Source organism: Oceanirhabdus seepicola (genome assembly GCF_023684385.1).
Taxonomy (GTDB): Bacteria; Bacillota; Clostridia; order Clostridiales; family Clostridiaceae; genus Oceanirhabdus; species Oceanirhabdus seepicola.
Genome location: NZ_JAGSOJ010000006.1, coordinates 18,400 through 42,940 on the forward strand (window position 1 = coordinate 18,400; position 24,541 = coordinate 42,940).

23 protein-coding genes are annotated in these 24,541 nt (G+C 32.4%); 21 read left to right on the forward strand and 2 right to left on the reverse strand.

The window, feature by feature from the left end:
- Positions 1-118 precede the first annotated feature (118 nt).
- From KDK92_RS21920 to KDK92_RS21945, 6 genes are all read left to right on the forward strand, one after another.
- The gene (locus KDK92_RS21920) at positions 119-667 is read left to right on the forward strand and encodes an ATP-binding protein (protein WP_250861550.1); all 549 of its coding nucleotides are present in this window, start codon (positions 119-121) and stop codon (positions 665-667) included.
- Positions 668-884: 217 nt separating this feature from the next.
- Positions 885-1,049: a hypothetical protein gene (locus KDK92_RS21925; RefSeq protein ID WP_250861551.1), complete on the forward strand. Its 165-nt coding sequence runs from the start codon at positions 885-887 to the stop codon at positions 1,047-1,049.
- Between the two features lie 382 nt (positions 1,050-1,431).
- Positions 1,432-1,806: a GntR family transcriptional regulator gene (locus KDK92_RS21930; RefSeq protein WP_250861552.1), complete on the forward strand. Its 375-nt coding sequence runs from the start codon at positions 1,432-1,434 to the stop codon at positions 1,804-1,806.
- Between the two features lie 11 nt (positions 1,807-1,817).
- Positions 1,818-2,684 carry an ABC transporter ATP-binding protein gene (locus KDK92_RS21935; protein ID WP_250861553.1) on the forward strand — a complete coding sequence of 289 codons (867 nt, stop codon included), beginning with the start codon at positions 1,818-1,820 and terminating at the stop codon, positions 2,682-2,684.
- The gene (locus tag KDK92_RS21940; RefSeq protein ID WP_250861554.1) at positions 2,677-3,306 is read left to right on the forward strand and encodes an ABC-2 transporter permease; all 630 of its coding nucleotides are present in this window, start codon (positions 2,677-2,679) and stop codon (positions 3,304-3,306) included. The genes KDK92_RS21935 and KDK92_RS21940 overlap by 8 nt, the downstream gene beginning before the upstream one ends.
- Before the next feature lies 1 nt (position 3,307).
- Entirely contained in the window at positions 3,308-4,003 is a 696-nt protein-coding gene (locus KDK92_RS21945; protein WP_250861555.1) for an ABC-2 transporter permease, read from the forward strand.
- Positions 4,004-4,067: 64 nt separating this feature from the next.
- Here the strand turns inward: KDK92_RS21945 and KDK92_RS24675 are convergent, their stop codons facing one another.
- Positions 4,068-4,856 carry a peptidylprolyl isomerase gene (locus KDK92_RS24675; protein ID WP_276576093.1) on the reverse strand — a complete coding sequence of 263 codons (789 nt, stop codon included), beginning with the start codon at positions 4,854-4,856 and terminating at the stop codon, positions 4,068-4,070.
- 292 nt (positions 4,857-5,148) lie between these two features.
- Here KDK92_RS24675 and KDK92_RS21955 point away from each other — a divergent pair, with 292 nt between their 5' ends.
- Positions 5,149-8,892, forward strand: coding sequence for a phosphoribosylformylglycinamidine synthase (locus KDK92_RS21955; protein ID WP_250861556.1), 3,744 nt, complete (start codon positions 5,149-5,151; stop codon positions 8,890-8,892).
- Positions 8,893-8,973: 81 nt separating this feature from the next.
- On the opposite strand, the gene KDK92_RS21960 is transcribed toward KDK92_RS21955, so the two are convergent.
- On the reverse strand, positions 8,974-9,306 hold the full coding sequence (locus KDK92_RS21960) for a hypothetical protein (protein WP_250861557.1): 333 nt from the start codon (positions 9,304-9,306) through the stop codon (positions 8,974-8,976).
- 271 nt (positions 9,307-9,577) lie between these two features.
- Here KDK92_RS21960 and purE point away from each other — a divergent pair, with 271 nt between their 5' ends.
- The 14 genes from purE to KDK92_RS22030 all read left to right on the forward strand — a co-directional run bounded on the left by purE (position 9,578) and on the right by KDK92_RS22030 (position 24,485).
- Positions 9,578-10,057 (forward strand): 5-(carboxyamino)imidazole ribonucleotide mutase, encoded by a 480-nt coding sequence (purE, locus tag KDK92_RS21965; RefSeq protein WP_250861558.1) that lies wholly within the window; start codon positions 9,578-9,580, stop codon positions 10,055-10,057.
- 2 nt (positions 10,058-10,059) lie between these two features.
- Positions 10,060-10,755, forward strand: coding sequence for a phosphoribosylaminoimidazolesuccinocarboxamide synthase (gene purC, locus KDK92_RS21970; protein ID WP_250861559.1), 696 nt, complete (start codon positions 10,060-10,062; stop codon positions 10,753-10,755).
- 73 nt (positions 10,756-10,828) lie between these two features.
- On the forward strand, positions 10,829-12,208 hold the full coding sequence (gene purF, locus KDK92_RS21975; RefSeq protein ID WP_250861560.1) for an amidophosphoribosyltransferase: 1,380 nt from the start codon (positions 10,829-10,831) through the stop codon (positions 12,206-12,208).
- Between the two features lie 63 nt (positions 12,209-12,271).
- Positions 12,272-13,279: a phosphoribosylformylglycinamidine cyclo-ligase gene (gene purM / locus KDK92_RS21980; RefSeq protein WP_250861561.1), complete on the forward strand. Its 1,008-nt coding sequence runs from the start codon at positions 12,272-12,274 to the stop codon at positions 13,277-13,279.
- Positions 13,267-13,851: a phosphoribosylglycinamide formyltransferase gene (gene purN, locus KDK92_RS21985; protein WP_250861562.1), complete on the forward strand. Its 585-nt coding sequence runs from the start codon at positions 13,267-13,269 to the stop codon at positions 13,849-13,851. Before purM ends, purN begins: the two co-directional genes overlap by 13 nt.
- 25 nt (positions 13,852-13,876) lie before the next feature.
- Positions 13,877-15,376, forward strand: a complete 1,500-nt coding sequence (gene purH / locus KDK92_RS21990) for a bifunctional phosphoribosylaminoimidazolecarboxamide formyltransferase/IMP cyclohydrolase (RefSeq protein WP_250861563.1) — start codon at positions 13,877-13,879, stop codon at positions 15,374-15,376.
- A 121-nt stretch (positions 15,377-15,497) separates the two neighbouring features.
- Positions 15,498-16,748, forward strand: a complete 1,251-nt coding sequence (gene purD, locus KDK92_RS21995) for a phosphoribosylamine--glycine ligase (protein ID WP_250861564.1) — start codon at positions 15,498-15,500, stop codon at positions 16,746-16,748.
- 352 nt (positions 16,749-17,100) lie between these two features.
- Entirely contained in the window at positions 17,101-18,474 is a 1,374-nt protein-coding gene (locus tag KDK92_RS22000; RefSeq protein ID WP_250861565.1) for an IS1595 family transposase, read from the forward strand.
- Between the two features lie 654 nt (positions 18,475-19,128).
- Positions 19,129-19,971 carry a branched-chain amino acid ABC transporter permease gene (locus tag KDK92_RS22005; RefSeq protein WP_250861566.1) on the forward strand — a complete coding sequence of 281 codons (843 nt, stop codon included), beginning with the start codon at positions 19,129-19,131 and terminating at the stop codon, positions 19,969-19,971.
- Between the two features lies 1 nt (position 19,972).
- Complete coding sequence (locus KDK92_RS22010; protein WP_250861567.1) at positions 19,973-20,974, forward strand: branched-chain amino acid ABC transporter permease; 1,002 nt, start codon at positions 19,973-19,975, stop codon at positions 20,972-20,974.
- Positions 20,971-21,741 carry an ABC transporter ATP-binding protein gene (locus KDK92_RS22015; protein ID WP_250861568.1) on the forward strand — a complete coding sequence of 257 codons (771 nt, stop codon included), beginning with the start codon at positions 20,971-20,973 and terminating at the stop codon, positions 21,739-21,741. Before KDK92_RS22010 ends, KDK92_RS22015 begins: the two co-directional genes overlap by 4 nt.
- Positions 21,742-22,443 (forward strand): ABC transporter ATP-binding protein, encoded by a 702-nt coding sequence (locus KDK92_RS22020; protein WP_250861569.1) that lies wholly within the window; start codon positions 21,742-21,744, stop codon positions 22,441-22,443.
- A gap of 12 nt (positions 22,444-22,455) precedes the next feature.
- Positions 22,456-23,634, forward strand: coding sequence for an ABC transporter substrate-binding protein (locus tag KDK92_RS22025; protein ID WP_250861570.1), 1,179 nt, complete (start codon positions 22,456-22,458; stop codon positions 23,632-23,634).
- Between the two features lie 26 nt (positions 23,635-23,660).
- Positions 23,661-24,485, forward strand: coding sequence for an alpha/beta fold hydrolase (locus tag KDK92_RS22030; RefSeq protein WP_250861571.1), 825 nt, complete (start codon positions 23,661-23,663; stop codon positions 24,483-24,485).
- Positions 24,486-24,541: the final 56 nt, after the last annotated feature.

Consider the following 24,541-nt stretch of genomic DNA (forward strand, 5'->3'; position numbering starts at 1 on the left):
CAAAAATTTTATTAAGATGAGAGTTTAAAACACATATGATGATTTTTCCTTATGTGAAATCATGTTATAATAATGTATATAAAAGATTGGTCTTTATACAAGAGGTGGAGGGGTAATTATGAGAGAATTATCATTACATATATTAGATTTAGTTCAGAACTCGATAACTGCTGAGAGTAATTTAATTAAGGTACATATAGAAGAAAACTCAAGTGAAAACCTTTTTAAAATAATTATTGAAGATGATGGTAAGGGTATGGAAAAAGAATTTTTACAGAAAGTTAAAAGTCCTTTCACAACAACAAGAGATACAAGAGATGTTGGGCTTGGAATCCCTCTTTTTGAATCAGCATGTGATAGATGTGGAGGAGAACTTGAAATTTGGTCAGAGGTTGGTTCAGGAACTAAATTGACAGGGATTATGGAAAGGAATAATATTGATAGACCTCCTTTAGGAAGAATAAACGAAACAATTAGTTCTTTATTGTTATTTGACAATGTGGATATTGAATATATTCATAAATTTAATGAGAATGAGTTTGTATTTAGGAGTACTGAGATTAAGGAGATTGTGGGTGAAGATATTAATTCGCCTAAAGTTATAAACTGGATAAATGAATATATCCTAGAAAACCTTCAGGGTATAGGTGTTGAGATCTGGAATTAAATTTTTTTGAATATAAATTGATTTTTAGGATATCCTTCTAGTAGGGCATGTGAAAATAAATAACAAGTCAAAGATGCGACGGATATTTTGCGGGATGCGAAGAGTTGGGTTCCGCTGATAGTTAATCTATCAGTGGGTTCCAAGGATGAAGTATACCACAAAATAGACTAGCATACTGACTAGTTATTTATTTGAATATGCCTAAGGAGGATGAATAATGATTAAACTTTTTTGTGAGAAATGTCATTCTATCTGGTATACATCTATTGAACGTGATGATTTAATATGTGACAAATGTGGTGCAAAATTAATTAAAGTTGATATAAATTCTGATAATGATGAGCTTATAAAAAATAAAAACATAATTGAGAATGGTGAATGAAAAATTAAATTTTTTAAAAACATCAATAATGTTTGCTGATGTTTCTTAATAGCAATAAAATATTACATTTTAAAAAGTGGGTGACAATCTTAATATGTTGCCGACCTTTTTTTGATTTTAAAAGTTTGCTTTAATACGAAATAATAGAGAAGATAGTTATATAACAAATACAATATTTAATCGCAGATAAAATGACTAAAAACCCGTTGTTATAAAGACCAACATGATGCTTTATGAAAATTTTCCATAAAAGGATATTGACATATATTAATATGCTGTTTATACTGTATATATAACATATAAACAGTATAAACAGTATGAACGATTTTAGTGTTGTTTCTATGTTAAAAAAATTAAACTAATGAGTTAGGTGATTTTAAAAATGAAAATATTAATATCAAATTCTAGTTCTATGCCTATATATGAACAAATAGGTGATCAGATAAAAACTTTGATACTGAAGGGTGATATAGAACCAGGAGAGCCATTACCATCTATTAGGATGTTGGCGAAAGAACTACATATTAGCGTTATAACAACTAAGAGGGCTTACGAGGAACTTGAGAGAGATGGTTACATTGAAACTGTCAGGGGAAAGGGAAGTTTTGTTAAATCGCAGAATCAGGAACTTCTAAGAGAAAAGAAACTAAAGAGAATTGAAGATATGCTAAGTGATGTAGTAGATGAGTCTAGATCTCTTGGGCTATCACTGAATGAATTGAGTGAATTGTTAAGTGTAATTTATGAAGAGGAATAGGAGGATGTAACATGAGTAAAATTTTAGAAGTAAACAATATAACAAAGGATTATGGAAAATTTAAATTGGATAATGTAAGTTTCTCTCTTGATAGAGGATATGTTATGGGGTTTATTGGACCCAATGGTGCTGGGAAAAGTACAACAATAAAGATGATTATGAACCTAATACGCCGTAATAGCGGGGAAATAAAGGTTTTTGGTAAGGATAATATAGAATCAGAAAAGGAAATAAAAGAGAAGATTGGATTCGTATATGATGAGTGTTTTTATTATCAAGAGTTATCACTTAAAGATAACGCTAAGATCATATCGAGATTCTATAAAAATTGGGATAACAAAAAATATAAAGAGCTTATAGATAGATTTAATTTAATAGAAAAGAAGAAAGTAAAACAGTTATCAAAAGGAATGAAGATGAAATTTTCATTGGCAATGGCTTTATCACACAATGCAGAGTTTTTAATAATGGATGAGCCGACATCAGGATTGGATCCTGTATTCAGAAGTGAGATACTTGACCTTCTATATGAAGAGATTCAAGATGATAAAAAATCAGTATTCTTTTCAACTCATATAACAAGTGATCTTGAAAAAATTGCAGATTATATAACATTTATAAATAATGGTAAATTGGTATTTTCAAAGGAAAAAGATGAGATAATGGAGACATACTCTTTAGTAAGGGGAGGAAAAGAAATATTAAATAGTACACTTAAAAATGATTTCATAAGCATAAAAGAGAATTCTTTTGGTTTTGAAGGGTTAACGACTAATAGTAGAGAAATTCAAAGCAACTTTAAGGATAAGGTTATTATCGAGAAGGCTTCCTTAGAGGATATAATGCTCTATACAATAGGAGGGGAGAAGAGTGCTTAGTCTTTTATATAAGGATTTTAAATTACAGAAAATTGGGATTAAAAGCTTAATTATAGGGTTAGGGATTCTATTTATAGTTGGAGAACAATCTAATATTGAAAATTTTTTATACTTGATAGGTTTGCCATTGTTAATTTATTCATATGTTATTACAGGTATAACATACGATGGCTATTATAAAGTAGAAGGTGTGATAGTATCTCTACCAATTACTAAAGATGAAATAGTTTTAGGCAAATACATTAATTTGATAATCTCTATGGTATTAAGTGGAGTACTAGCAATTGGTATAATTTTTGCAGCATCATTGAAATTTGATATATTATTTGGAGAGTTTTTTAATCTAAGAAAACTATTTTTATCACTAGGCGGAGCTGCTTTCTTTGTTGCCTTATTGATGCCTGCATATTTAAAATATGGACTTATAAAAGGAAAGTTATTGACTTTTATTGCTATGTTTGTATTGTTTGGGATAAATACATTTTTCAGCACTTTTGATGAACTAAAATTAAGAATAATTGAGAGTAATTACTCAATGGTTATTATGATAGTACTATTTATTGCAGGTATACTTGTATCATATAGTGTTTCTCTTAAAGTATACAAAGGGAGGGAATTCTAGTATGAGATCTCTCGTAATGAAAGATTTGAGTATGTTGAAATATAAATGGTTATTTACAATCATAGCAGCAATCGTTACAATTTCATATGGATTAGCAGGTGTTTACAACGGAAGTGCTGATATTTCGAAAACTATTGTATTTCAGTTAGGGTTTAATTTAGCGGGAATCTTTATAGTGTTTTTATTTTGTGTATTGATGCCTTTAGGATATGAAGAACAAAATAAAAGTAATATTATCTTGAGAAGTCTTCCTGTAAGTAATGGGGATATAGCCATATCTAAATACATTTACACAATAATTGTTTTCATACTATGGGTAATTGTAAGTAGAGTTGGTCCAATAATTTATTTTGCTGCAAAAGGAGAATTAACTGTTGAAGTTTTTCAACTTGATTATATATTGATTGCTGCTTTAGGATATGGATTATTAGCATCAATTTATTTACCACTATATTTTAAATTCGGATATTTAAAGATGAGATATATTAATCTTGCTTTATATTTGATTATAGTTTTGTTTCCAAGTTTATTATCAAAGTTCTTTACTTCAATTGACGTTAGAAAAATAATGAAAATTATAGATAAATTGACTGGTTTATTTGGAAAAGTAGAGATATTTTTAGGATGTTTAGTTGGAATGATTTTTATAATATCATGTATGGTATCAATATGGGTATCAAATTATAGAGAAACTTAATGAAATTAGAAGGATATTAAAAAGCTATTAAATCAATTGGGATTTAATAGCTTTTATTTAAGGATTATTGAGCTTTATGTGTTTCAAAAACAATATCTTCTATTACAATAGGTTCAATAGGTTTATCATTCTTACCTGTTTCAACAGCTGCAATTGAATCAACTACATCCATTCCTTCAAATATATGACCAAATACTGTATGATGACCATCTAGATGTGGTGTTCCGCCAATCTCTTTATATTTATCAATAGCAATTTGAGGGGATTGACCTTCTCCTTGCTCCTCCATTAGTAGAACCTGCTTATCGATATAAGCTGCAATTTCTTCAGATTCTATAGGTGCTTGAACTATAAAGAATTGACTTCCATTTGTGTCAGGTCCGGCGTTAGCCATAGAAAGGGCTCCTCTAAAGTTATGAAGTTCTCTTGCAAATTCATCTTCAAATGGTTCATCCCAAATACTTTCTCCACCAGTACCGATACCTTTAGGATCTCCGCCTTGAATCATGAAGTCATTCATAACTCTATGGAATATAAGCCCATCATAATAGTTTTCTTTTGCATGAGTTATGAAGTTCTCAACAGCTTTAGGCGCATATTCAGGGAAGAAACGAATCTTAATATCACCCATAGTTGTCTTCATAACAGCATATTCTTCTCCATCTTTCATTTCAGAGAATTGAGGAAGAGATTCCAATACAGGAACTTCTGCGATTTGGTCATCTTTTTCATTTTTTTTCTGTTCATTTTTTGTTGAATTGGTATTTGAATTATTATTTGTTGAAGTTTTTTTACCACAACCTGTAAATAATAGTGCAGCTATACATATTACTGCTATAGTCTTTTTTAGCATGATAACATTCCTTTCTTATAAGGCCTATTGAAATATTTTGGTTCATAAATAAACCTTTTTCTATTTTAAATTATATCACTGGATAAATTATCTTCAATGTTTTTAAATTAAAATTAATAAATTATTTTTTAAAATGGTAATAATTACTGGTTTAAGGGGGGAGAATTTTCTTAATTGTATAAGTATTTTTAAATTAAATACGAAAGTACTTTGAAAATGTTTGTTAATAGTATATAATATAAACGAATAATATTTTAAAAACTAAATGAAATATTCGTGTGGAGGGATAGTTGTGCTTAATAAGGGTAAAGAAGTTTTCATTGAGAAAAAGAATGGCTTTGATAATGAGAGTGTTATTTTGAAGGAGCAACTTAAGGAATTATTTAATATTGAACTTTCTGATGTAAGAATTATGCATAGATATTATATAAAAGGAATTAATAATGAGGAATTTGATATAGTGACCAAAACACTTATTGGTGAAAAAAACATTGAACACATACGAGAAGAACTGAGTGAAGTTGAAGGATACAGAGTAATACATGTAGAATACCTTAAAGGTCAGTTTGATCAGAGAGCTGATTCTGCAGAACAGTGTATAAGATTATTATATCCAGATAGAGAATCTAAGGTTCAATGCTCTAAAATATATTTGTTAAAAGGTGAAATTGAAGAGAGTGAATTTGAGAAAATAAAAGGGTTTCTTATAAATAAAGTGGACAGTCATGAGATTCCACTTGGAGAATTAATCTCACAGGAAGATGATAAAGTCCATGTTGATGACGTTAAAGTGATTGAAGGATTCATAAATATGGGTGATGAGAATATCCAGGATTTTATTAATGAAATGGGATTATCCATGACTAACAGGGATGTTAAACATATAGTAGAGTACTTTAAGAGTATAGAAAGGAATCCTACAATAACAGAAATAAGAGTTTTGGACACCTATTGGTCAGATCATTGTAGGCATACTACATTTGAAACTTTAATCAATAATATTGAGGTTGAAGAAGGGAAGTATAGCGAAATAATTAATGATGCACTTGGAGAATATGTAAAAGTAAGAGAAGGGGTATACGGAGATAAAGAAAGAGGAATTACCCTTATGGATCTTGCTGTAATTGGAATGAAAGAAATGAAGAGAAGAGGAAAACTTGATGACCTCGATATATCTGAAGAGATAAATGCATGTTCAATTAATATTGTGGTGGATAATAATGGAGAGGATGAAGAATGGCTTCTAATGTTTAAAAATGAAACACATAACCACCCAACAGAAATAGAACCATTTGGTGGAGCATCAACTTGTCTTGGGGGGGCTATAAGAGATCCATTATCAGGAAGAAGTTATGTTTATGCTGCAATGAGAGTTACAGGAAGTGCGGATCCAAGGGAAGCAGTAGAAGACACGTTGAGTGGAAAGCTACCTCAAATAAAGATAACAAGAGAAGCGGCTAGAGGATATAGCTCATATGGAAATCAGATTGGGCTTACAACTGGATTAGTTCATGAAATATATCATGAGGGTTATAAGGCTAAGAGAATGGAAGTTGGAGCTGTTGTTGGAGCAGTACCTAAAAAGTATGTTAGAAGAGAAACTCCTACTGAAGGGGATAGAATTATCCTTATTGGGGGAAGAACAGGAAGAGATGGTATTGGAGGAGCTTCAGGATCTTCTAAGGTTCACGATGAGAAATCTATTGATGAATGTGGAGCTGAGGTTCAAAAAGGGAATCCTCCAACGGAGAGAAAGATTCAAAGATTATTCAGAGATGGAGAAGTATTAAAATTAATCAAGAGATGTAACGACTTCGGTGCTGGTGGAGTGTCAGTGGCAGTTGGAGAGATAGCTGATGGATTGGTTATTGATCTTGATAAAGTAAGAAAGAAATATGATGGTTTAGATGGAACAGAACTTGCTATATCAGAATCACAAGAGAGAATGGCTGTAGCTGTAGAAGCTAAAGATGTGGAGAGATTTATTGAACTTGCTGACGGGGAGAACTTAGAGGCATATGAAATAGCAGAGGTAACAGAAGAGAGAAAACTTATTATAAAGTGGAGAGGAAAGAACATTGTTGATATTCACAGAGACTTCCTTGATACAAATGGAGCTACAAATGAAACGGATATATTTGTAGAAATGCCTAAAGAAGACTTAGCTCATAAGAACCAGAATACAGATGATAATAGTGATGCTGAAATATTAGGTGGATTTAACGAGCAGTTAAAGGATATCAATTTATGTAGCCAAGAAGGGCTTATTGAAATGTTTGATAACTCTATAGGTACTGGAACAGTGTTAATGCCATTTGGAGGAGAGTTTGAGAAAACTCCTATACAAACAATGGTTCATAAAATACCAGTGCTAGGTGGGGAAACATCAACAGTTTCTGCAATGAGTTTTGGATTTAATGTAAATCTATCTGAGTGGAGTCCATTCCATGGTGGAGTGTTTGCAGTTCTTGAATGTTTATCAAAACTTGTAGCTACTGGAGTAGATTATAAAGATGTTAGATTCTCATTCCAAGAGTATTTTGAGCGTCTTGGAGATGATAAGAAAAAATGGGGTAAACCATTTGCTGCATTGTTAGGTGCATTAAAATCACAACTAGAGTTTGAAACTCCAGCTATTGGAGGGAAAGACAGTATGTCAGGAACTTTCAAAGATATTAATGTTCCGCCAACGCTTATTGCTTTCGGAATTGGTGCAGCTAATGTAGAAAATATAATTTCACCAGAATTTAAAGCAGCAGGTTCTAATGTTATAGCATTTAAAATGCCAGTTAATGATGATTATATGCCTGATTTCCCAATAGTTAAGGAACTTTACAATAAAATAACTTCTCTAATAAAAGAGGGTAAAATACTTAGTTCATATGCTGTAAGTGGAGAGACATTAGAAACTGCTTTATGTAAAATGACTTTTGGTAACAGAATAGGTATAAAACTTAATAAAGAAGAGTATTTAAATGTAAGAAATGATAAGATGAATGGAACAATAATCTGTGAAATCTCACAGGAGTATTCTAAAGAAGTTGAAATGCTGTTAAAAGAAGCTCATGTAATTCAGTTAGGGGAAACTTCAAGGGATTACTCAGTGGAGCTTGAAAAGGCATGTATAAAAGGTGAAGAGCTGCAAAAAGGATGGGAAGAAACATTAAAGCCTATTTTTGTATCTGAGACGAAGCAAGAAGAGGATGAAATAAGCATCTCTGAAAGTAATTTTAAGAAAGAGATCTTTATCGGTAACAAAGAAATCAGCAAACCAAAGATTTTAATACCAGTATTCCCAGGAACAAACTGCGAGTATGACTCTAAATTTGCTTTTGATAAAGTAGGTGGGGATGCTCAATTACTTGTATTTAAAAACTTAACTGAGCATCATATAAGAGAGTCTATAGATAAGCTTAGAGATGAAATAAATAAAAGTAATATAATAATGCTGCCAGGAGGATTCAGTGCTGGTGATGAACCAGATGGATCAGGTAAGTTCATTTCCGCAATATTTAGAAACCCTTTGATTAAAGAGAGTGTTATGGAGCTTCTCTATAAAAGAGATGGACTTATGCTGGGAGTATGTAATGGATTCCAAGCATTAGTGAAGCTAGGTTTGGTTCCATTTGGTGAAATAAAAGAGGTGGATGAAAATTCTCCAACTTTAACGTACAATAATTCAGGTAAGCATATTGCTAAGATGGTTAAAACAAAAATAATAAGCAACAAATCTCCTTGGCTCAATGGGGTAAATGTTGGTGATATCCATACAATACCTGTATCTCACGGTGAGGGAAGATTCGTAGCAAATGAAGCTGTATTAAAATCTCTTATTGAAAATGATCAGATTGCCACAGCTTATCAGGATAGCAATCCTAATGGATCTTCTTTAGGAATTGAAGGTGTAACAAGCCTTGATGGAAGAGTGTTTGGTAAAATGGGTCATTCAGAGAGAATAGGAAAAGGATTATACAAGAATATTCATGGTAACATGAATCAGAAGATATTTAAATCAGGAGTAGAATACTTTAAATAGTTGAAAGATGAGAACGATGGAGGTTTCTACTTTAGGGCAGAAACCTCCATCTTTATAAAAGCAGAAAAGCATAAGTTGTTCTTATGCTTTTCTGCTTTTAACTTTTTTTATTTTTATTAAGATGTCTTGAACAGTTATAACTCCTTGTTGAGCAGACCACATTCCAAATGCTTTCTCATTATCCCTGCTATTAGTGAGTGACTCAATAAATTCCTTCTCCCTAATTGAAAGAATCTCATTGAGTTTCGTATCTTCGTTAGGCATAATGGTGGAAAGTGTTTTCCTTAATTCTATTATTGCATCATCAAAATTTTTGTTCATTTCCTCTTTTCTGTTCCGTATATTACGTTTTGATACATAAATAAAGATAATACCAATTGTAATAAAGACAAAAGCCGTAGCTAATTTATCCATGTTCATCACGACCTTTCAATATACTATTTCTATTAATGATTATATCATTATTTAGCCTTTAAGGCACATTTTTAAATAAACTACGCATCTTTCCTCAGTGCAAAGATATGATTTTTGAGTATACTACTTTAATGTGTCGCAGAACTATAAGGGTGTAAAATTAGTTAACATTCGTATTAATACGAATAATAATTAAAAAAAATAATAAAATGTATTGAAATTATTATTTATAAGTGTTATTATTTCATTAAAGAACAATGGAGGTGTCGTTATGAGAGTTTCGATAATTTATGGAAGCAAATCGGATAAGGATATAATGAGTAAAGCAGGAGTGCTATTAGGAGAGTTTGGGATTGAATATAAGGAATATATTTTATCAGCTCATAGAGTTCCAGAGAAATTAACTGAGGTTCTTGAAAAGCTTGAAAAAGAAGAAGGTCATGAATGTATAATAGCTGGTGCAGGATTAGCGGCACATCTTCCAGGGGTAATAGCATCCCATACAACATTACCAGTAATAGGGGTTCCAATTAATGCAGCTTTAGGTGGAATGGATTCATTGCTTTCTATAGTGCAAATGCCAAAGTCAATTCCAGTTGCAACAGTTGGAATAAACAACAGTTTCAATGCAGCAATGTTATCAATTCAAATATTATCATTGAAATATCCAGAATTAAAAGAAAAATTAGAATTATATAGAAAAGACATGAAAGAAAACTTTATAAAAGATAGTGGATTAGAGGAGGCGTAATCATGGAAAATAGAGAAATGTTATATGAAGGTAAAGCAAAGAAGATATATAGTTATGATGAAGAAAAGGTAATTGTTTATTATAAGGATGATGCTACAGCATTTAACGGAGAAAAAAAGGCTGAAATAGGGTCAAAAGGAATATTAAATAATTCAATAACTACAACAATATTTACTATGTTGAATGAAAAGGGAATAAAAACTCACTTTATAAAAAAGCTAAGTGAGAGAGAGCAGCTTTGTCACCAAGTAGAAATAATACCGTTAGAGGTTATCATAAGAAATATCGCTGCAGGAAGCATGGCAAAAAAATATGGGGTTGAAGAGGGAAGAGAACTTAGTACAACTGTTTTTGAGTTAAGTTATAAGAATGATGATCTTGGAGATCCTCTAATGAATGATTACCATGCAGTAGCATTGGGGTTAACAACATTCGAAGAACTAAATGAAATTAGAGAGACAGCTTTGAAGGTTAATGATATTTTGAAAGAGTTCTTCCTTGAGAGAGATATTACATTAGTTGATTTCAAATTAGAATTTGGAAAAAAGAATGGAGAGATTTTCTTAGCTGATGAGATTTCACCAGATACATGCAGATTCTGGGATAAGAACACTGGAGAGAAGATGGATAAGGATAGATTCAGAAGAGATCTTGGAAATGTTATTGAAGGATACGAGAAACTTTTAAATAGATTGTAATATTAAAATAGTCATGGTCAAATAACAATTTGTGTTATATGAAAATATAACACAAATTTAGTTGGAGGAAATTATGAACGAAGATAAATTTCAAGATGAATGTGGTGTTTTCGGAATATTTAATATGGGGAATGAGAAAATAAATACTGCTAAGATGACATATTATGGTCTGTATGCCTTACAGCATAGAGGGCAGGAGAGCGCAGGAATAGCAACAGTAGATGGAGAAAAGATGAAATCTCATAAAGGTATGGGATTGGTTGCAGATGTATTTACCGAGAAAATCTTAGAAGAACTTCAGGGGCATGCATCAATTGGACATGTAAGATATTCTACTGCTGGTGGAAGTAATGTGGAAAATGCGCAACCTTTAATCGGTCAATTCAAATTGGGAGATATTGCTACAGCACATAATGGTAATCTTGTTAATGCAGATATATTAAGAGAACTTTTAGAAGATTCAGGACATATGTTTCAAACATCAACGGATTCAGAAGTTATACTTAAACTTATTGCAAGAAGAGTTAAGAAGGGTATATTGCAGAGTGTTGTTGACACAATGCAAGCAATAAAAGGTTCCTATGGAATGGTATTCTTAACTGATGAGTTTCTTATAGGAGTAAGAGATCCAAATGGTATAAGACCATTATGTTTAGGTAAGTACAAGGATAGTTATATAATTAGCTCAGAGAGTTGTGGTATAGATGCTGTTGGAGGAGAATTTATAAGGGATATTGAACCAGGGGAAATTGTTATTATAGATAAAAAAGAAATTAAATCAATTAAGATTCAAGAGAAGGTAAGTAAAGCAATATGTGCTTTTGAGTATATCTACTTTGCTAGACCCGATTCGATAATGGATGACATAAATATATATGAGTCTAGAGTTAGAGCTGGGAAAAAGTTGTTTGAAGAAAAACCAATAGAGGCTGATGTTGTGGTAGGGGTTCCAGATTCAGGTATACCAGCAGCTTTAGGGTTTGCAGAAGCATCAGGTATTCCATATGCACTAGGACTTGTTAAGAATAGATATGTAGGTAGAACTTTTATAACACCTGATCAAGAAACTCGAGAGAGAGCTGTATCTGTGAAGTTAAATGTTCTTAAGAGTAATGTAGAAGGTAAGAGAGTTGTTCTTATAGATGATTCAATTGTAAGAGGGACAACATCAAAGAAGCTTATAGAGATTCTGAAAAATGCAGGCGCAAAAGAGGTTCATCTTAGAATTTCATCACCAATGGTAACGCATTCGTGTTATTTTGGGATAGATACTCCATACAGGAAGGATTTAATTGCTTCTAGTAGTGATGAAGAAGAGATAAGTGACTTTATTGGGGCAGATTCAACAGGATATCTTAGTATTGAGGGTCTAATATGGTCATTGAATGGTAAGAAGGAATTTTGCCTAGGATGTTTTAATGGTATCTATCCTGTCAACCCTTCTAAGATTTAGTCTTAAGATTTGGGATTTTACAAAGTTTAATTAATTTGAAACTATATAGAATGGAGAATGATTATGGATAATAATAAGATTTCATATAAAGATTCTGGGGTAAACATTGAAGAAGGATATAAAGCTGTTGATAAAATAAAGGGAATAGTGAAAGATACTTTTATCCCTGGAGTAATGAGTAACATTGGAAGCTTTGGTGCAATGTTTAAATTACCAGGAGGACTTAAAGAACCTATATTGGTTTCAGGAACAGATGGTGTAGGAACAAAATTGGATATAGCATTCAAATTAGGAAAATATGATACAGTGGGTATTGATTGTGTAGCTATGTGTGTTAATGATGTTCTATGTCATGGAGCAAAACCACTTTTCTTCTTAGATTATGTTGCTTGTGGAAGACTTAATTCATCAATAGCAGAACAAATTGTTAAAGGTGTAGCTGATGGATGTAAAAGTTCTACATGTGCACTTATTGGTGGAGAAACTGCAGAGATGCCAGGGTTCTATGATGATGGGAAATATGATATGGCAGGATTTGTGGTTGGAGTAGTAGATAAAGAGAATGTGATTGATGGATCAGATATATGTGAGGATGATGTTCTTATAGGGTTATCATCATCAGGAGTTCACAGTAATGGATTTTCATTAGTTAGAAAATTGATTAATGATTATAATGAAGATTTTAATGGTAAGAGTATAGGAGAGGAATTATTAACGCCTACAAGAATATATGTAGATTCTATTATAAAGTTGATGGAGCAGTTTAAAATTAAAGGAATGGCACACGTTACTGGCGGTGGCTTCTATGAGAATATTCCAAGAATGTTTAAAGGTGACCTTATGGCGGTAGTTAATAAAGACAGTTATCCACTTCCAAACATATTTAAACATCTTATGGAGTTAGGTGTTGAAGAGGATGAGATGTATCATACATTCAATATGGGTATAGGATTTGTAATATGTGTTAACAAGGATGATAAGGATGCTGTAATTAAAGAGCTAATTGAATTAGGTGAAAAGGCATATGAGATTGGATATATTCAGAGAGGTGAAGGGTTATGTTTAAAATAGCTGTTCTCATTTCAGGCGGAGGAACTAATCTGCAAGCTATAATAGATGGTATTAAAAGCAATGAGCTTGAATGTTCAATTGAATATGTTATAAGCGATAATAAAAATGCTGGTGGAATTCTAAGAGCTGAGAGAGAAGGTATAAAAACTCTTATCTTTGATAAAAAAGAATATTCCCGAGAAGAAATCAGTAATAACATAACTAATACACTTCACGGAAAAGTTGATTTAGTTGTTCTAGCAGGTTTTCTTAGTATTTTAAAAGGTGATATAATAAGAGAATTTAACAATAGAATAATAAATTTACATCCTTCCTTGATTCCTAATTTTTGTGGAAAGGGAATGTATGGTGACAGGGTTCATAAAGCTGTTCTTGAAAGTGGAGTAGAGAAAAGTGGTTGTACAGTGCATTTTGTAGATGAGGGAACTGACACAGGGGAAATCATCCAACAGGCTGAGGTCAAGGTGGACACAGATGACACTGTAGAAACTCTTAGGGCAAAAGTGAATTGTGAGGAACATAAATTAATTGTCAATGTTATAAAACAGTTAATTGGGAAAACTCAGGAATAGCATATATTTTATGGAGGCGTTCATTATGAAAAGAAGAGCTTTAATTAGTGTTTTTGATAAAAGTAATGTTGAGAAAATAGCGGAGTATCTTGAAGGTAGAGGATATGAGATATTATCTACTGGTGGAACATATAGAAAGCTTAAAGAGTGTGGAGTAAATGTTACTGAGGTTAGTGAGGTGACTGGAAGTGGCGAGATGTTGGGTGGTAGAGTAAAATCACTTCACCCAGTTATACATGGAGGAATTCTTGCTAATAGAGCTAAAGCGGAAGACATGAGTACTCTTGAAGAAAGAGAGATAGCTCCAATAGATATAGTTATAGTTAATCTTTATCCTTTCTTTGCTGGATTAAAAGAAGATAAAACATTTGAAGAGATGGTAGAACTTATTGATATTGGTGGACCAACTATGTTAAGATCTGCTGCAAAGAATTTTAAGGATGTGCTTGTTGTTGTAGATCCTCAAGATTATGACAATATTATTAATGAGTTTGAAGAAAAGAATGAAATTTCTTATGAATTCAAAAAAGAAATGGCAAGAAAAGTATTTAATGTAACTAGTTCGTATGATGCAGCAATTAGTGAATATATGAATGAAGATGGAGAAGAGGAATACTTATCAGTTTCATATAAAAAAGAAGAAAACTTAAGATATGGTGAGAATTCTCATCAAGATGCAGCTCTTTACTTAAGAAATGATGGTAAAGGTGTAATGAATAATATTGAGATTTTAGGTGGTAAGAAGTTATCATACAATAATATTAAGGATCTTGATATTGCATGGAAGGTAGTTTGGGAATTTGATGAGCCAGCATGCTGTTCATTAAAGCACAACACTCCTTGTGGAGCCGCTATTGGTGAAAACTCATATGATGCATATATGAAAGCGTATAACTGTGACCCTATTTCAATCTTTGGAGGAATCATTGCTTTCAATAGAAAGGTTGATAAGGCTACAGCGGAAGAGATAAACAAAATATTTGTAGAGATTGTTATTGCACCAGATTTTGAGGAAGATGCATTAGCAGAGTTTAGCAAAAAGAAAAATCTAAGAGTGTTGAAGTGTCAATACAAACCAGATGACAAGTACGAATATGTTTCAGTTGATGGTGCAATGCTTAGACAGACTAGAGATGAAAAATTATTAGAAGAGTTAAAATATGTAACAGAAAATCAACCTTCTGAGAAAGAACTTGAAGATATGATCTTCGGTATGAAGATTTGTAAATATGTTAAATCAAATGCTATTGTTGTAGTTAAAGATAAGATGGCTAAAGGGGTAGGAGCAGGTCAGGTTAATAGAATCTGGGCAGCTTGCGAAGCTTTAGATAGAGCTGGAGATGGCGCAATACTAGCATCAGACGCATTCTTCCCTTTCAGTGATGTAGTTGAGAAAGCCGGAGAATATGGAATTAAAGGCATAATACAACCAGGTGGGTCAATTAAGGACAAACTTTCAATCGAAAAATGTGAGGAATTGGGAATTTCAATGGTGTTTACAGGTTTAAGACATTTTAAACACTAAATAATTCAAAGAACAAAGAACAAACCTGTTCTTTGTTCTTTGTAAATTTTTGGTGCTTTTGAATTTTTTAAATGAAATAAATTTTAATACGATGGAATAAAATACGTGGGATGGTGAGAATATGAAGTATTTGATTATTGGTTCTGGTGGAAGGGAGCATGCTATTGCTTGGAAACTTGCACAGAGTGATACATGTGAGAAAGTTTTTGTAGCTCCTGGAAATGGAGGAACTGCTATTGAGAAGAAATGTGAGAACTTTAAATATAATTCATTTGATCAACTAATAGAATTATGCAAAAGAGAAAAAATTGAGCTAACAGTGGTTGGTCCAGAAGCCCCACTGGTTGATGGAATAGTTGATGTATTCTTAAATGAAGGATTATCTATTATTGGACCACACAAAGAAGCAGCTATGCTTGAGGGAAGTAAGATTTTTTCAAAGGACTTCATGAAGAAGCATTCTATAAAAACAGCAAAATATGAGAGTTTTGATGATTATGATAAAGCTGTAGAGTTTATTGATACAATGGAATATCCTATAGTTATTAAAGCTGATGGATTAGCAGCAGGAAAAGGTGTAGTCATTGTAACAGATAGAGAAGAAGCAATAGACAATCTTAAAGAATTCATGTTAAATGAAAGATTTAATGAGGCTGGTAAAAGTGTAGTAATTGAAGAATTTATCGAAGGTTTGGAAGCTTCAATAGTAACACTTTTTGATGGAGAAAAAATAATACCTTTTATCTCATGTAAAGATCATAAAAGAGCTCATGATGGTGATTGTGGACCAAACACAGGAGGCATGGGAGTAGTGGCACCTAATTCTCATGTTAACGAGCAGATTATGGATGATTTCATTAATAATATAATGGAACCTACTCTAAGAGGTCTTAAGGAAGATAAACTTGTTTTTAAAGGATTTATATTCTTTGGAATAATGATAAAAGAGGGAGTTTCTTACCTTCTAGAGTATAATGTGAGAATGGGAGATCCAGAAACACAAGCAATAATGTCTTTGATGGAAAGTGATTTTGCAGATGTACTTATGAGTTGTATGGATAACTCTTTAAAGATAGAGGATATAACTTGGAAAGATAAACATTGTTGTGCAGTTGTTCTTGCATCAGGTGGATATCCATTACAATATGAAAAAGGCATTGAAATGGATTATAATGATAATCTTCAAGAAGGAAGTAAAGTATTTTTTGCTGGAGCAGAATTAAAGGATAATAAGCTAATAACAAGCGGTGGAAGAGTTGCTTGTGTAACAGCTTTAGGAAATGACAGTAATGAAGCTTATAATAAAGCTTATGAGAGTATAAAGAATGTTGAGTTTGAAGGAATGTTCTTTAGAAATGATATTGGAAAATAGCACATTCTATTCCGTTTAAAGAGCCTAGTGTAATTATTACACTAGGCTCTTTTGACATTCTTTAGAAAATTGAAGGGATTGCCAGGGGGAAGGCGAACAGGCAGTAGATTATATACTTAAAAAAAGTAGTAACCTATATCTCTTTTTTAAGAAAATGTTGAAATGGATTTACTCGTTAGAGTACAAGTTATAACATGATTAAGCTATGAAAAATCGAAATACTTTTTTGTTGTGGAATGATTATAAAAACAAAAAAGGGTCATAATTATAAAAAAATACGAATTAATGTTTGTACAAAAGAATATTCTTTATATGGAGATACTTTGTATAGATATTAGATTTGGGGGTAATTATGACTGATTTTTTTACTAGTAACATAAACGGAAATTTAAATGATCAAAAGAGAGATTATGATAAGCATGTAAGTGAAGAGAAATCTAAAGATAATCCTAAAGAAAATAATCAAGGGGATTATAAAGATGAGTTTTTAGATGAGTTTGAGAAGAATGTGTTAGAGTCAAATTTTCTACCTGAAATAGAAGCAAATCTTTTGAAACTGGTGAATAGGGCTAGAGGGTCAGAGACAAAGAAATATGAAGAAAATAGAATGAAAGAACAGGAGAGAATTTGTAGAGAGGAGAAGAGATTAAATAAATTAATAATTCTTGAAAAAGTAATCAAGGAGATAGATAGTAAAAAAAATAGTAATAATAATCAAGAGATAATAGAGGGTATTAGAGAGCAAAGATTTAAGGAGAGTAGGGTATGCCCACATTGCGGATATAAGAAAATCTGGAAGTATGGCAAATATGACGGAAAACAGAGATATAGATGCAAGAGTGATGGGTGCGGAAAGACATTTAGTGATAGAACTTTATCACCTATGTATTATAGCAAAAAAGGGATAGAAAAATGGAGTGAATATATGAAATGTATGGTTAGGGGGTTATCTTTAAGTGAATGCAGTTACATTGTAGGAATAAATATAGCTACTGCCTTTTACTGGAGGCATAAAATTATGGATGGCTTAAGAGAAAATATGGGGTCAGGCTTCGTTGGTGGAATAGTTGAGTGCGGACATATGGTAGTAGTTGAGAGTATAAAAGGTAATAGTAACAAGAAAGGGAAGTATGGGGTATTTAATAGAGGGAGAAGGTGTGGTATCAAGGATAAATATACATTAATTCTTGATGAGGAAAAACCTAAGGCAAACTACGTTGTATGTGCTGTAGATAGAAAAGGAAATATGGTAGTTGAGGCATGTAATAGAAGAGTTGACAAAAGATTGTTAGGAAATATATTTTATGGGAAAATTCTTTGCGGAACAATTTTATGTACTGAAGGAAACAGACATTATCATCAATTTGCACAGGAAATGGAGTTAACATTAGGTCGTGGGTGCACTGGTGACGATAATGAGGAATATCATATTGGTAATCTTATGGGTATGAAAAGAGAGATAATTAATTGGCTTAGCAGCTTTAATGGGGTATCTAGCAAATATTTAACAAACTATCTATATTGGTACAGGTGGATGAAGGGAAAAAAACTCTATAATGGAAAGGCAGGAGGATGCAATGATGTTAGTAATTACGACGGTAATGTAGGCACGTGTAATGATGATCATAGTGCAGCTAAGAGTATGTTTTTAGAGAGCCATACTAAGTATACTGGTATGATTATAATGAAATTTAAGGAGCGTAAGCCTATTTATGTGGCTGCGTAAGGGCGACAGAGGACGTAATTGTCAGTGTAAAAATAGTTTAATTAATCAAAATAGAAAATATTTGTATTAATCATCAGGGAAAAGATTTAGCTCTATTAATATTGGAGAAGGGATTGTCTAATAAGTGTAACAATCTGTGAATATTTTTCAACAGTATCTTAAAAAAGAGAACTATGGCACTCTTTAGATTAATATTTTATGAGTAAAAATCTGTAATTGAAGGAAATTGAGTTAATTGTCGAAGGAAGAAAAAGTTGCATATTTTTCAACAGTATCTTAAAAAAGAGAGAGATGCTACTAATTTAATTAGTTCTTTTATCACCCCAAAATCCAAGATATATATAGGCTTAGTACCTAAGCTTGGCTATTGGTGTGAACAAAGATTGTACGCATGGCCGTGCTTTTTTTTACTAGAAGATAAAATTGGCATGGGAATTGCTTTTAATAATATGTAAGAAAATTAATACGTTAGAAGTATTCCACTGTCAGTTTAAGGATGGTACTCGGTAATGGTGGGTGTCTACAAAGGAACATTGGGTTCTCTAAGGTACCTCGTGAAACACGTCTTTTTAATACCTATAAAGTAAAGTGTATAAAATGTATACATTTCAATGTATCAGAATTATACAGTTAATATGATAAAGGAGGGGGAGCATGGAAGGATTAATAATTAACGGCATTATATATGGATGTCTTTATGCACTTTCAGCAATGGGATTGGTACTAATCTTTAAAGTGTGTCAGGTTGTGAACTTCGCACAAGGAGAAATGGCAATGTTCTTCGCGTTCATAATATTCACATTTCTTAATATGAAATTCCATTATGGGATAGCTATTATACTCACAATAATTATATCTGTATTGATAGGGCTAATTATTGAGAGAGCAATTATGAGACCAATTGGAGGTGCTCATCTAAGTGCAATGATTGCAACCTTAGGGTTAATTATGATATTCAATGGTATGGCTGGATTTTTATTTGGGACAGAAGAGCATAGGTTTCCGAGCATAACTGACGGGACAACTATTGGAAATCAGGCTATGATTATTGGAATTACTGTGGTTTTTATGTTGATATTGTTCTGCTTTTTTAAATTTACAAAGACTGGATTAGGGGTAAGGGCAGTATCACAAGATCATTTCACAAGTAGACTTATGGGGGTATCAGTAAAAAGAGTCACATCAATCACTTGGGCATTAGCTGCAGTGTTAGCTTGTGTAACAGGTATGTTAGTAGCATCTCAAACAACATTGACAATAACAATGATGCAAGAGATCCATTTAAAGGCGTTTTGCTCAGCTGTTTTAGGAGGATTCAATAGTTTCCTAGGGCCAGTTGTAGGTGGAGTTATACTTGGAGTTAGTGAAAATCTATTTGGAAGCATAAGTGTGTCATTTATAAAATGGAAATCAGTATTTAGTTTTGGATTAATAATAATAATGCTGATTATAAAGCCTAATGGAATCATGGGTACTAAGTATAGGAAGAAGGTGTAGCATGGAAATAATAAAAAAGATAGGTGGAAAAAATATAAAGTACAGTATTATTTCAATAATCATTGTAGTACTTCCCTTTATTCTAGGAGGAAAAAATAGTACTATCACTTTGCTTTCTATGGTAGGGATATATGCAATTGCAGCACTAGGGTACAATCTTCTTCTTGGATATGCTGGACAAATATCATTAGGGCATGCTGCATTTGTAGGAATTGGTGCATATGTAACTGCAAATTTGATGAAATATATGAACTTCCCATTTAGTATATCACTTATTATTTCTCTAGTTATTGCGGGTTTGTTTGGAGTATTGCTAGGTATACCGGCACTGAGATTAGAAGGACACTATCTTGCAATAGCTACACTGGGATTTGGAGTTGTATGTGAGAAGATTTTTGCAGCTTGGAAAGGATTTACAGGTGGACATTCCGGGTTGAGAGGCATACCAAATATAAATATTTTTGGATTTGTTATCAAAAGTAAATTAATAAAATATTACATCATATTAATGATATTAATTATTGCAGTTATTGCTATGAAAAATATAATCAATTCAAAATATGGTAGAAATTTAAGAGCTATGAGAGATAGTGAAATTGCAGCTCAATCTATGGGAATTAATATTGCAAAGTATAAAACAGTAGCATTTGTTATTAGTGCTGTATATGCAGCGGCGGCTGGTAGTTTGATGGCAATGTATTTTAATAGTGTATTTTATACATCATTCAATATGAACTTTTCAATGAATCTTCTTACAATAATCGTTGTTGGAGGCATAGCTTCAGTACAAGGTTCAATATTAGGTGCAGTATACATTGTTATGATTCCAGAAATTTTAAAGAGACTAGTTCCTTTCGACGGTATACCATTCATAATCAATGGAGCGCTTCTTATTATAGTAGTACTTTTTTATCCCATGGGGTTAAATAAACTGGTTATATCAGCAGAAAACTATTTTAAGAAGTTGATATCAAAAGTGAAGAAAGAAGAGGTGGCATCATGATGAAGGAGCCTATACTTGAATGTAAAAATCTAAGTATTTCATTTGGTGGACTTAAAGCCGTTGATTCAGTATCTTTGAAGGTAAATAAAGGTGAAGTGTACGGTTTAATAGGCCCAAACGGTGCAGGAAAGACCACTTTGTTTAACATGATTACTAAATTTTATGAGTGTGATAGTGGTGAAATAATATTTGATGGTGAAAATTTATCTAAAGAGAAGAATTATAACATAATCAAAAAAGGATTAGTAAGAACTTTTCAAAATGTTGAACTTTTTAAAGGAATGACCTTACTCGAAAATATATTAGTAGGGCAGCATACAGAAACAAAATATTCAATGCTTCACGGAATTATTAGAAGTAAGAAGTATAGAGAAACTGAAAAGGCAATATTAGATAGAGCCATGGAGATACTTGAATTTTTAAATATTGAACAATATGCTCAATTCTATCCATCTCAATTGCCTTATGGTATACAAAAGAGCGCAGAACTAGCGAGAGCACTTGTACTTAATCCAAAGATGGTGATTTTAGATGAACCAGCTGCAGGGATGAATAACTTAGAGACAGAGCAGTTAGGGAAACAGATAAACAGGTTAAGAGAAGAATTAGACATTACAGTATTTATGATTGAACATGATATGAAACTAGTCATGAATATATGTGATAGAATAACTGTTTTGAATTTTGGAAAAAAGATAGCTGAAGGTAGTCCTGATGAAATTAAAAATAATAAGAACGTTATAGAAGCTTATTTGGGAGGTGAGTAGGTGTTACAGGTAAAAGGATTAAGAGTCAATTATGGAGCTGTAGAGGCAGTTAAAGGAATAGATATTCAAATTAAAAAGAATAACATTGTAAGTATATTAGGAGCAAATGGGGCAGGAAAAACATCAACATTACATGCCATTTCAGGATTAGTCAAAAAGACTTCTGGGAAAATTATATTTGATGGACAGGATATAACGGATTCTTCTGTTGAGGAGATTGTAAGGTTAGGGATAATTCAATGTCCTGAAGGAAGACGAGTTTTTCCTAAGTTTACTGTAGAAGAGAATTTAAGAATTGGAGCTTATAGTAGAAAAGGACAAAATATTAAAAAAGAACTTCAAACAGTGTATGAACTTTTTCCAAGATTATTTGAAAGAAAAAAACAAATTGCAGGAACTCTTAGTGGAGGAGAACAACAGATGCTGGCCATTGGAAGAGGGCTTATGGCAACACCCAAATTATTTATTTTGGATGAACCATCGTTGGGGTTGGCACCTAAAATCGTTGAAGAGATATTTGAAACTATAAAGACCATAAGGGATGAAGGGGTTACAATTCTTTTAGTGGAGCAAAATGCTATGTGTGCAATGAATATTTCAGATTATGTTTATGCTCTTGAGGTTGGGAAAGTAGCAGTTCAAGGAACTGCTAGCGAGTTGTTACAAAATGAACAGGTTAAAAACGCTTATTTAGGCGGTTAAGGGGGAATAAAAATGAAAAAAATTCTAAGTATGTTATTAGTAATTGCAATGGTAATGACTACTATGGTTGGTTGTGGCAAAAAGAAAGAAGCTGCTCAAGGTGTTAGTGAAAAAGAAGTGAAAATAGGTACTATCGCAGCTGTTTCAGGACCCTTTGCTATTGTAGGAAAACCTTTAGTTGAAGGTATGGAAGCATATTTTAATATGATCAATGAACAGGGTGGAATTGATGGAAGAAAGATTAAACTTGTAAAAAAAGATGACGAATTCAAACCAGAGTTAGCTATACAAAAGGCAGAGGAGCTTCTTGATGAAGAGGTATTTGCTATAGTGGGTCAGCTAGGAACACCAACTTGTTTAGCCACACTAGATGTATTTAAGGAAGCAGGAATTCCTTGTGTTTATCAAGGAACAGGAAATAGCACATTTGCTTCTGTTAAAGGTAACTATTTTCCAGTTCAACCTAACTATCAGTTTGAGGGAAGATTAATTGCTTCATATTCACTCAATGAACTAGAAGGTAAGAAGATAGCTGTTTTATATCAAGATGATGATATGGGAGAAGATGGTTTAAAAGGAATTGAATCTTATTTAAAAGAAATTGGAGAAGAAAATGCTGCAGTTGTTAAAATCCCATTTGCAATAGGCGAGACCGATTTTACTTCTCATGTGTTATCTGCAAAAAAAGAGAATCCTGATGTGACTATTGTATATGGTATGCAAGGACCAACAGCTAAAATATTAAAAGCAAGTAAGGAACAAGGGTTTGAATCACAATTTATCACTTCATATGTAAATGCAGATCCTAAGATTGCAGAATTGGCAGAAGGCGGCGCAGAGGGCCTTATCGTACCAGCATGGGTTAACATAGTTGACCTTAATGATGAAAGTGTAAAAGAATATTATGCAAGAATGAAAGTGGAAGGAATTGAAACACCTAATGCATTCCATGCAGCAGGTTGGGTTGCAGCACAGGTTTTCATAGAGGGACTCAAAAATACTGAAGGTGAACTTACATGGGATAATTTTATAAAAGGTATGGAGAAAATTGAAAATTTCAACGGCCTAGCTAAAGGTGTAACTTATACTCCAGAAAATAGAGATGGGGTTACAAAGATGTATTTCATTCAGTTTATAGATAATAAAGCTACATTATTAGGTGATGGTGAGTGGGTTGAAATTAAAAAATAATCATATAATGTTTTAGGGGTGAGAAAGTGGTCATTAATTTGAATGGGTATGATATTTTTTATGAGATAAAGGGAAATAAAGATAGCATAGAGTCAGTTATTATGTTAAACGGATTGATGATGAGCACAATGAGTTGGTATCCTCTACTAGGAGGGTTGGATAACTATAAAATATATTTACTTGATTTTATAGATCAAGGGAAATCACAGAAATTTGATGGAAAAGAATACTCACAAGATTTACAGAAAAGAATATTGGAATCATTCATTCATGAGCTAGACATAAGGGAACCCCATATTATTGGAACCTCATATGGCGGTGAGGTAGCTATAAGATATGCTATTGAAAATAGTCATAAAATTAAGAGTCTAACACTATCAAATACAACATTCTGTACCAATTATCTTCTACAAGAGATAGGAAGAGGGTGGATTGATGCATGCGAAGTAGAGAACAAGAGATTATTCTTCAAATGTACACTTTCATATATATATAGTAAAGAGTTTTATGAAGAACGAAAAGATTGGTTGAATACAAGGGAAGAGTTCTTTGTAAAGAATCTACCTAGCGATTGGTATGAGGGGATTAAAAGATTAATCATAAGTGCAGAAGATTTAGAGATTCCAGTGGAAAAACTTAAAAATATAAAGGCACCTACAATGATAATTTCATCTGATGAAGATAAGCTTATTTCAAAGGAAGATAGTAAGATTTTAAACAGAGAAATTTATAATTCGAGATGTGTTTCTATAATTGGAGCAGGTCATGCTGCAATGTATGAGAAGCCTAATGAATGGGTAAGTATTATTAAAGGTTTTATTGAGAATATAGGGATAGATATAAAAATTTAATGCATAGGGGTGATATTAATGATGAACAATTGATAGTAGAGCTATCAATTGTTCAT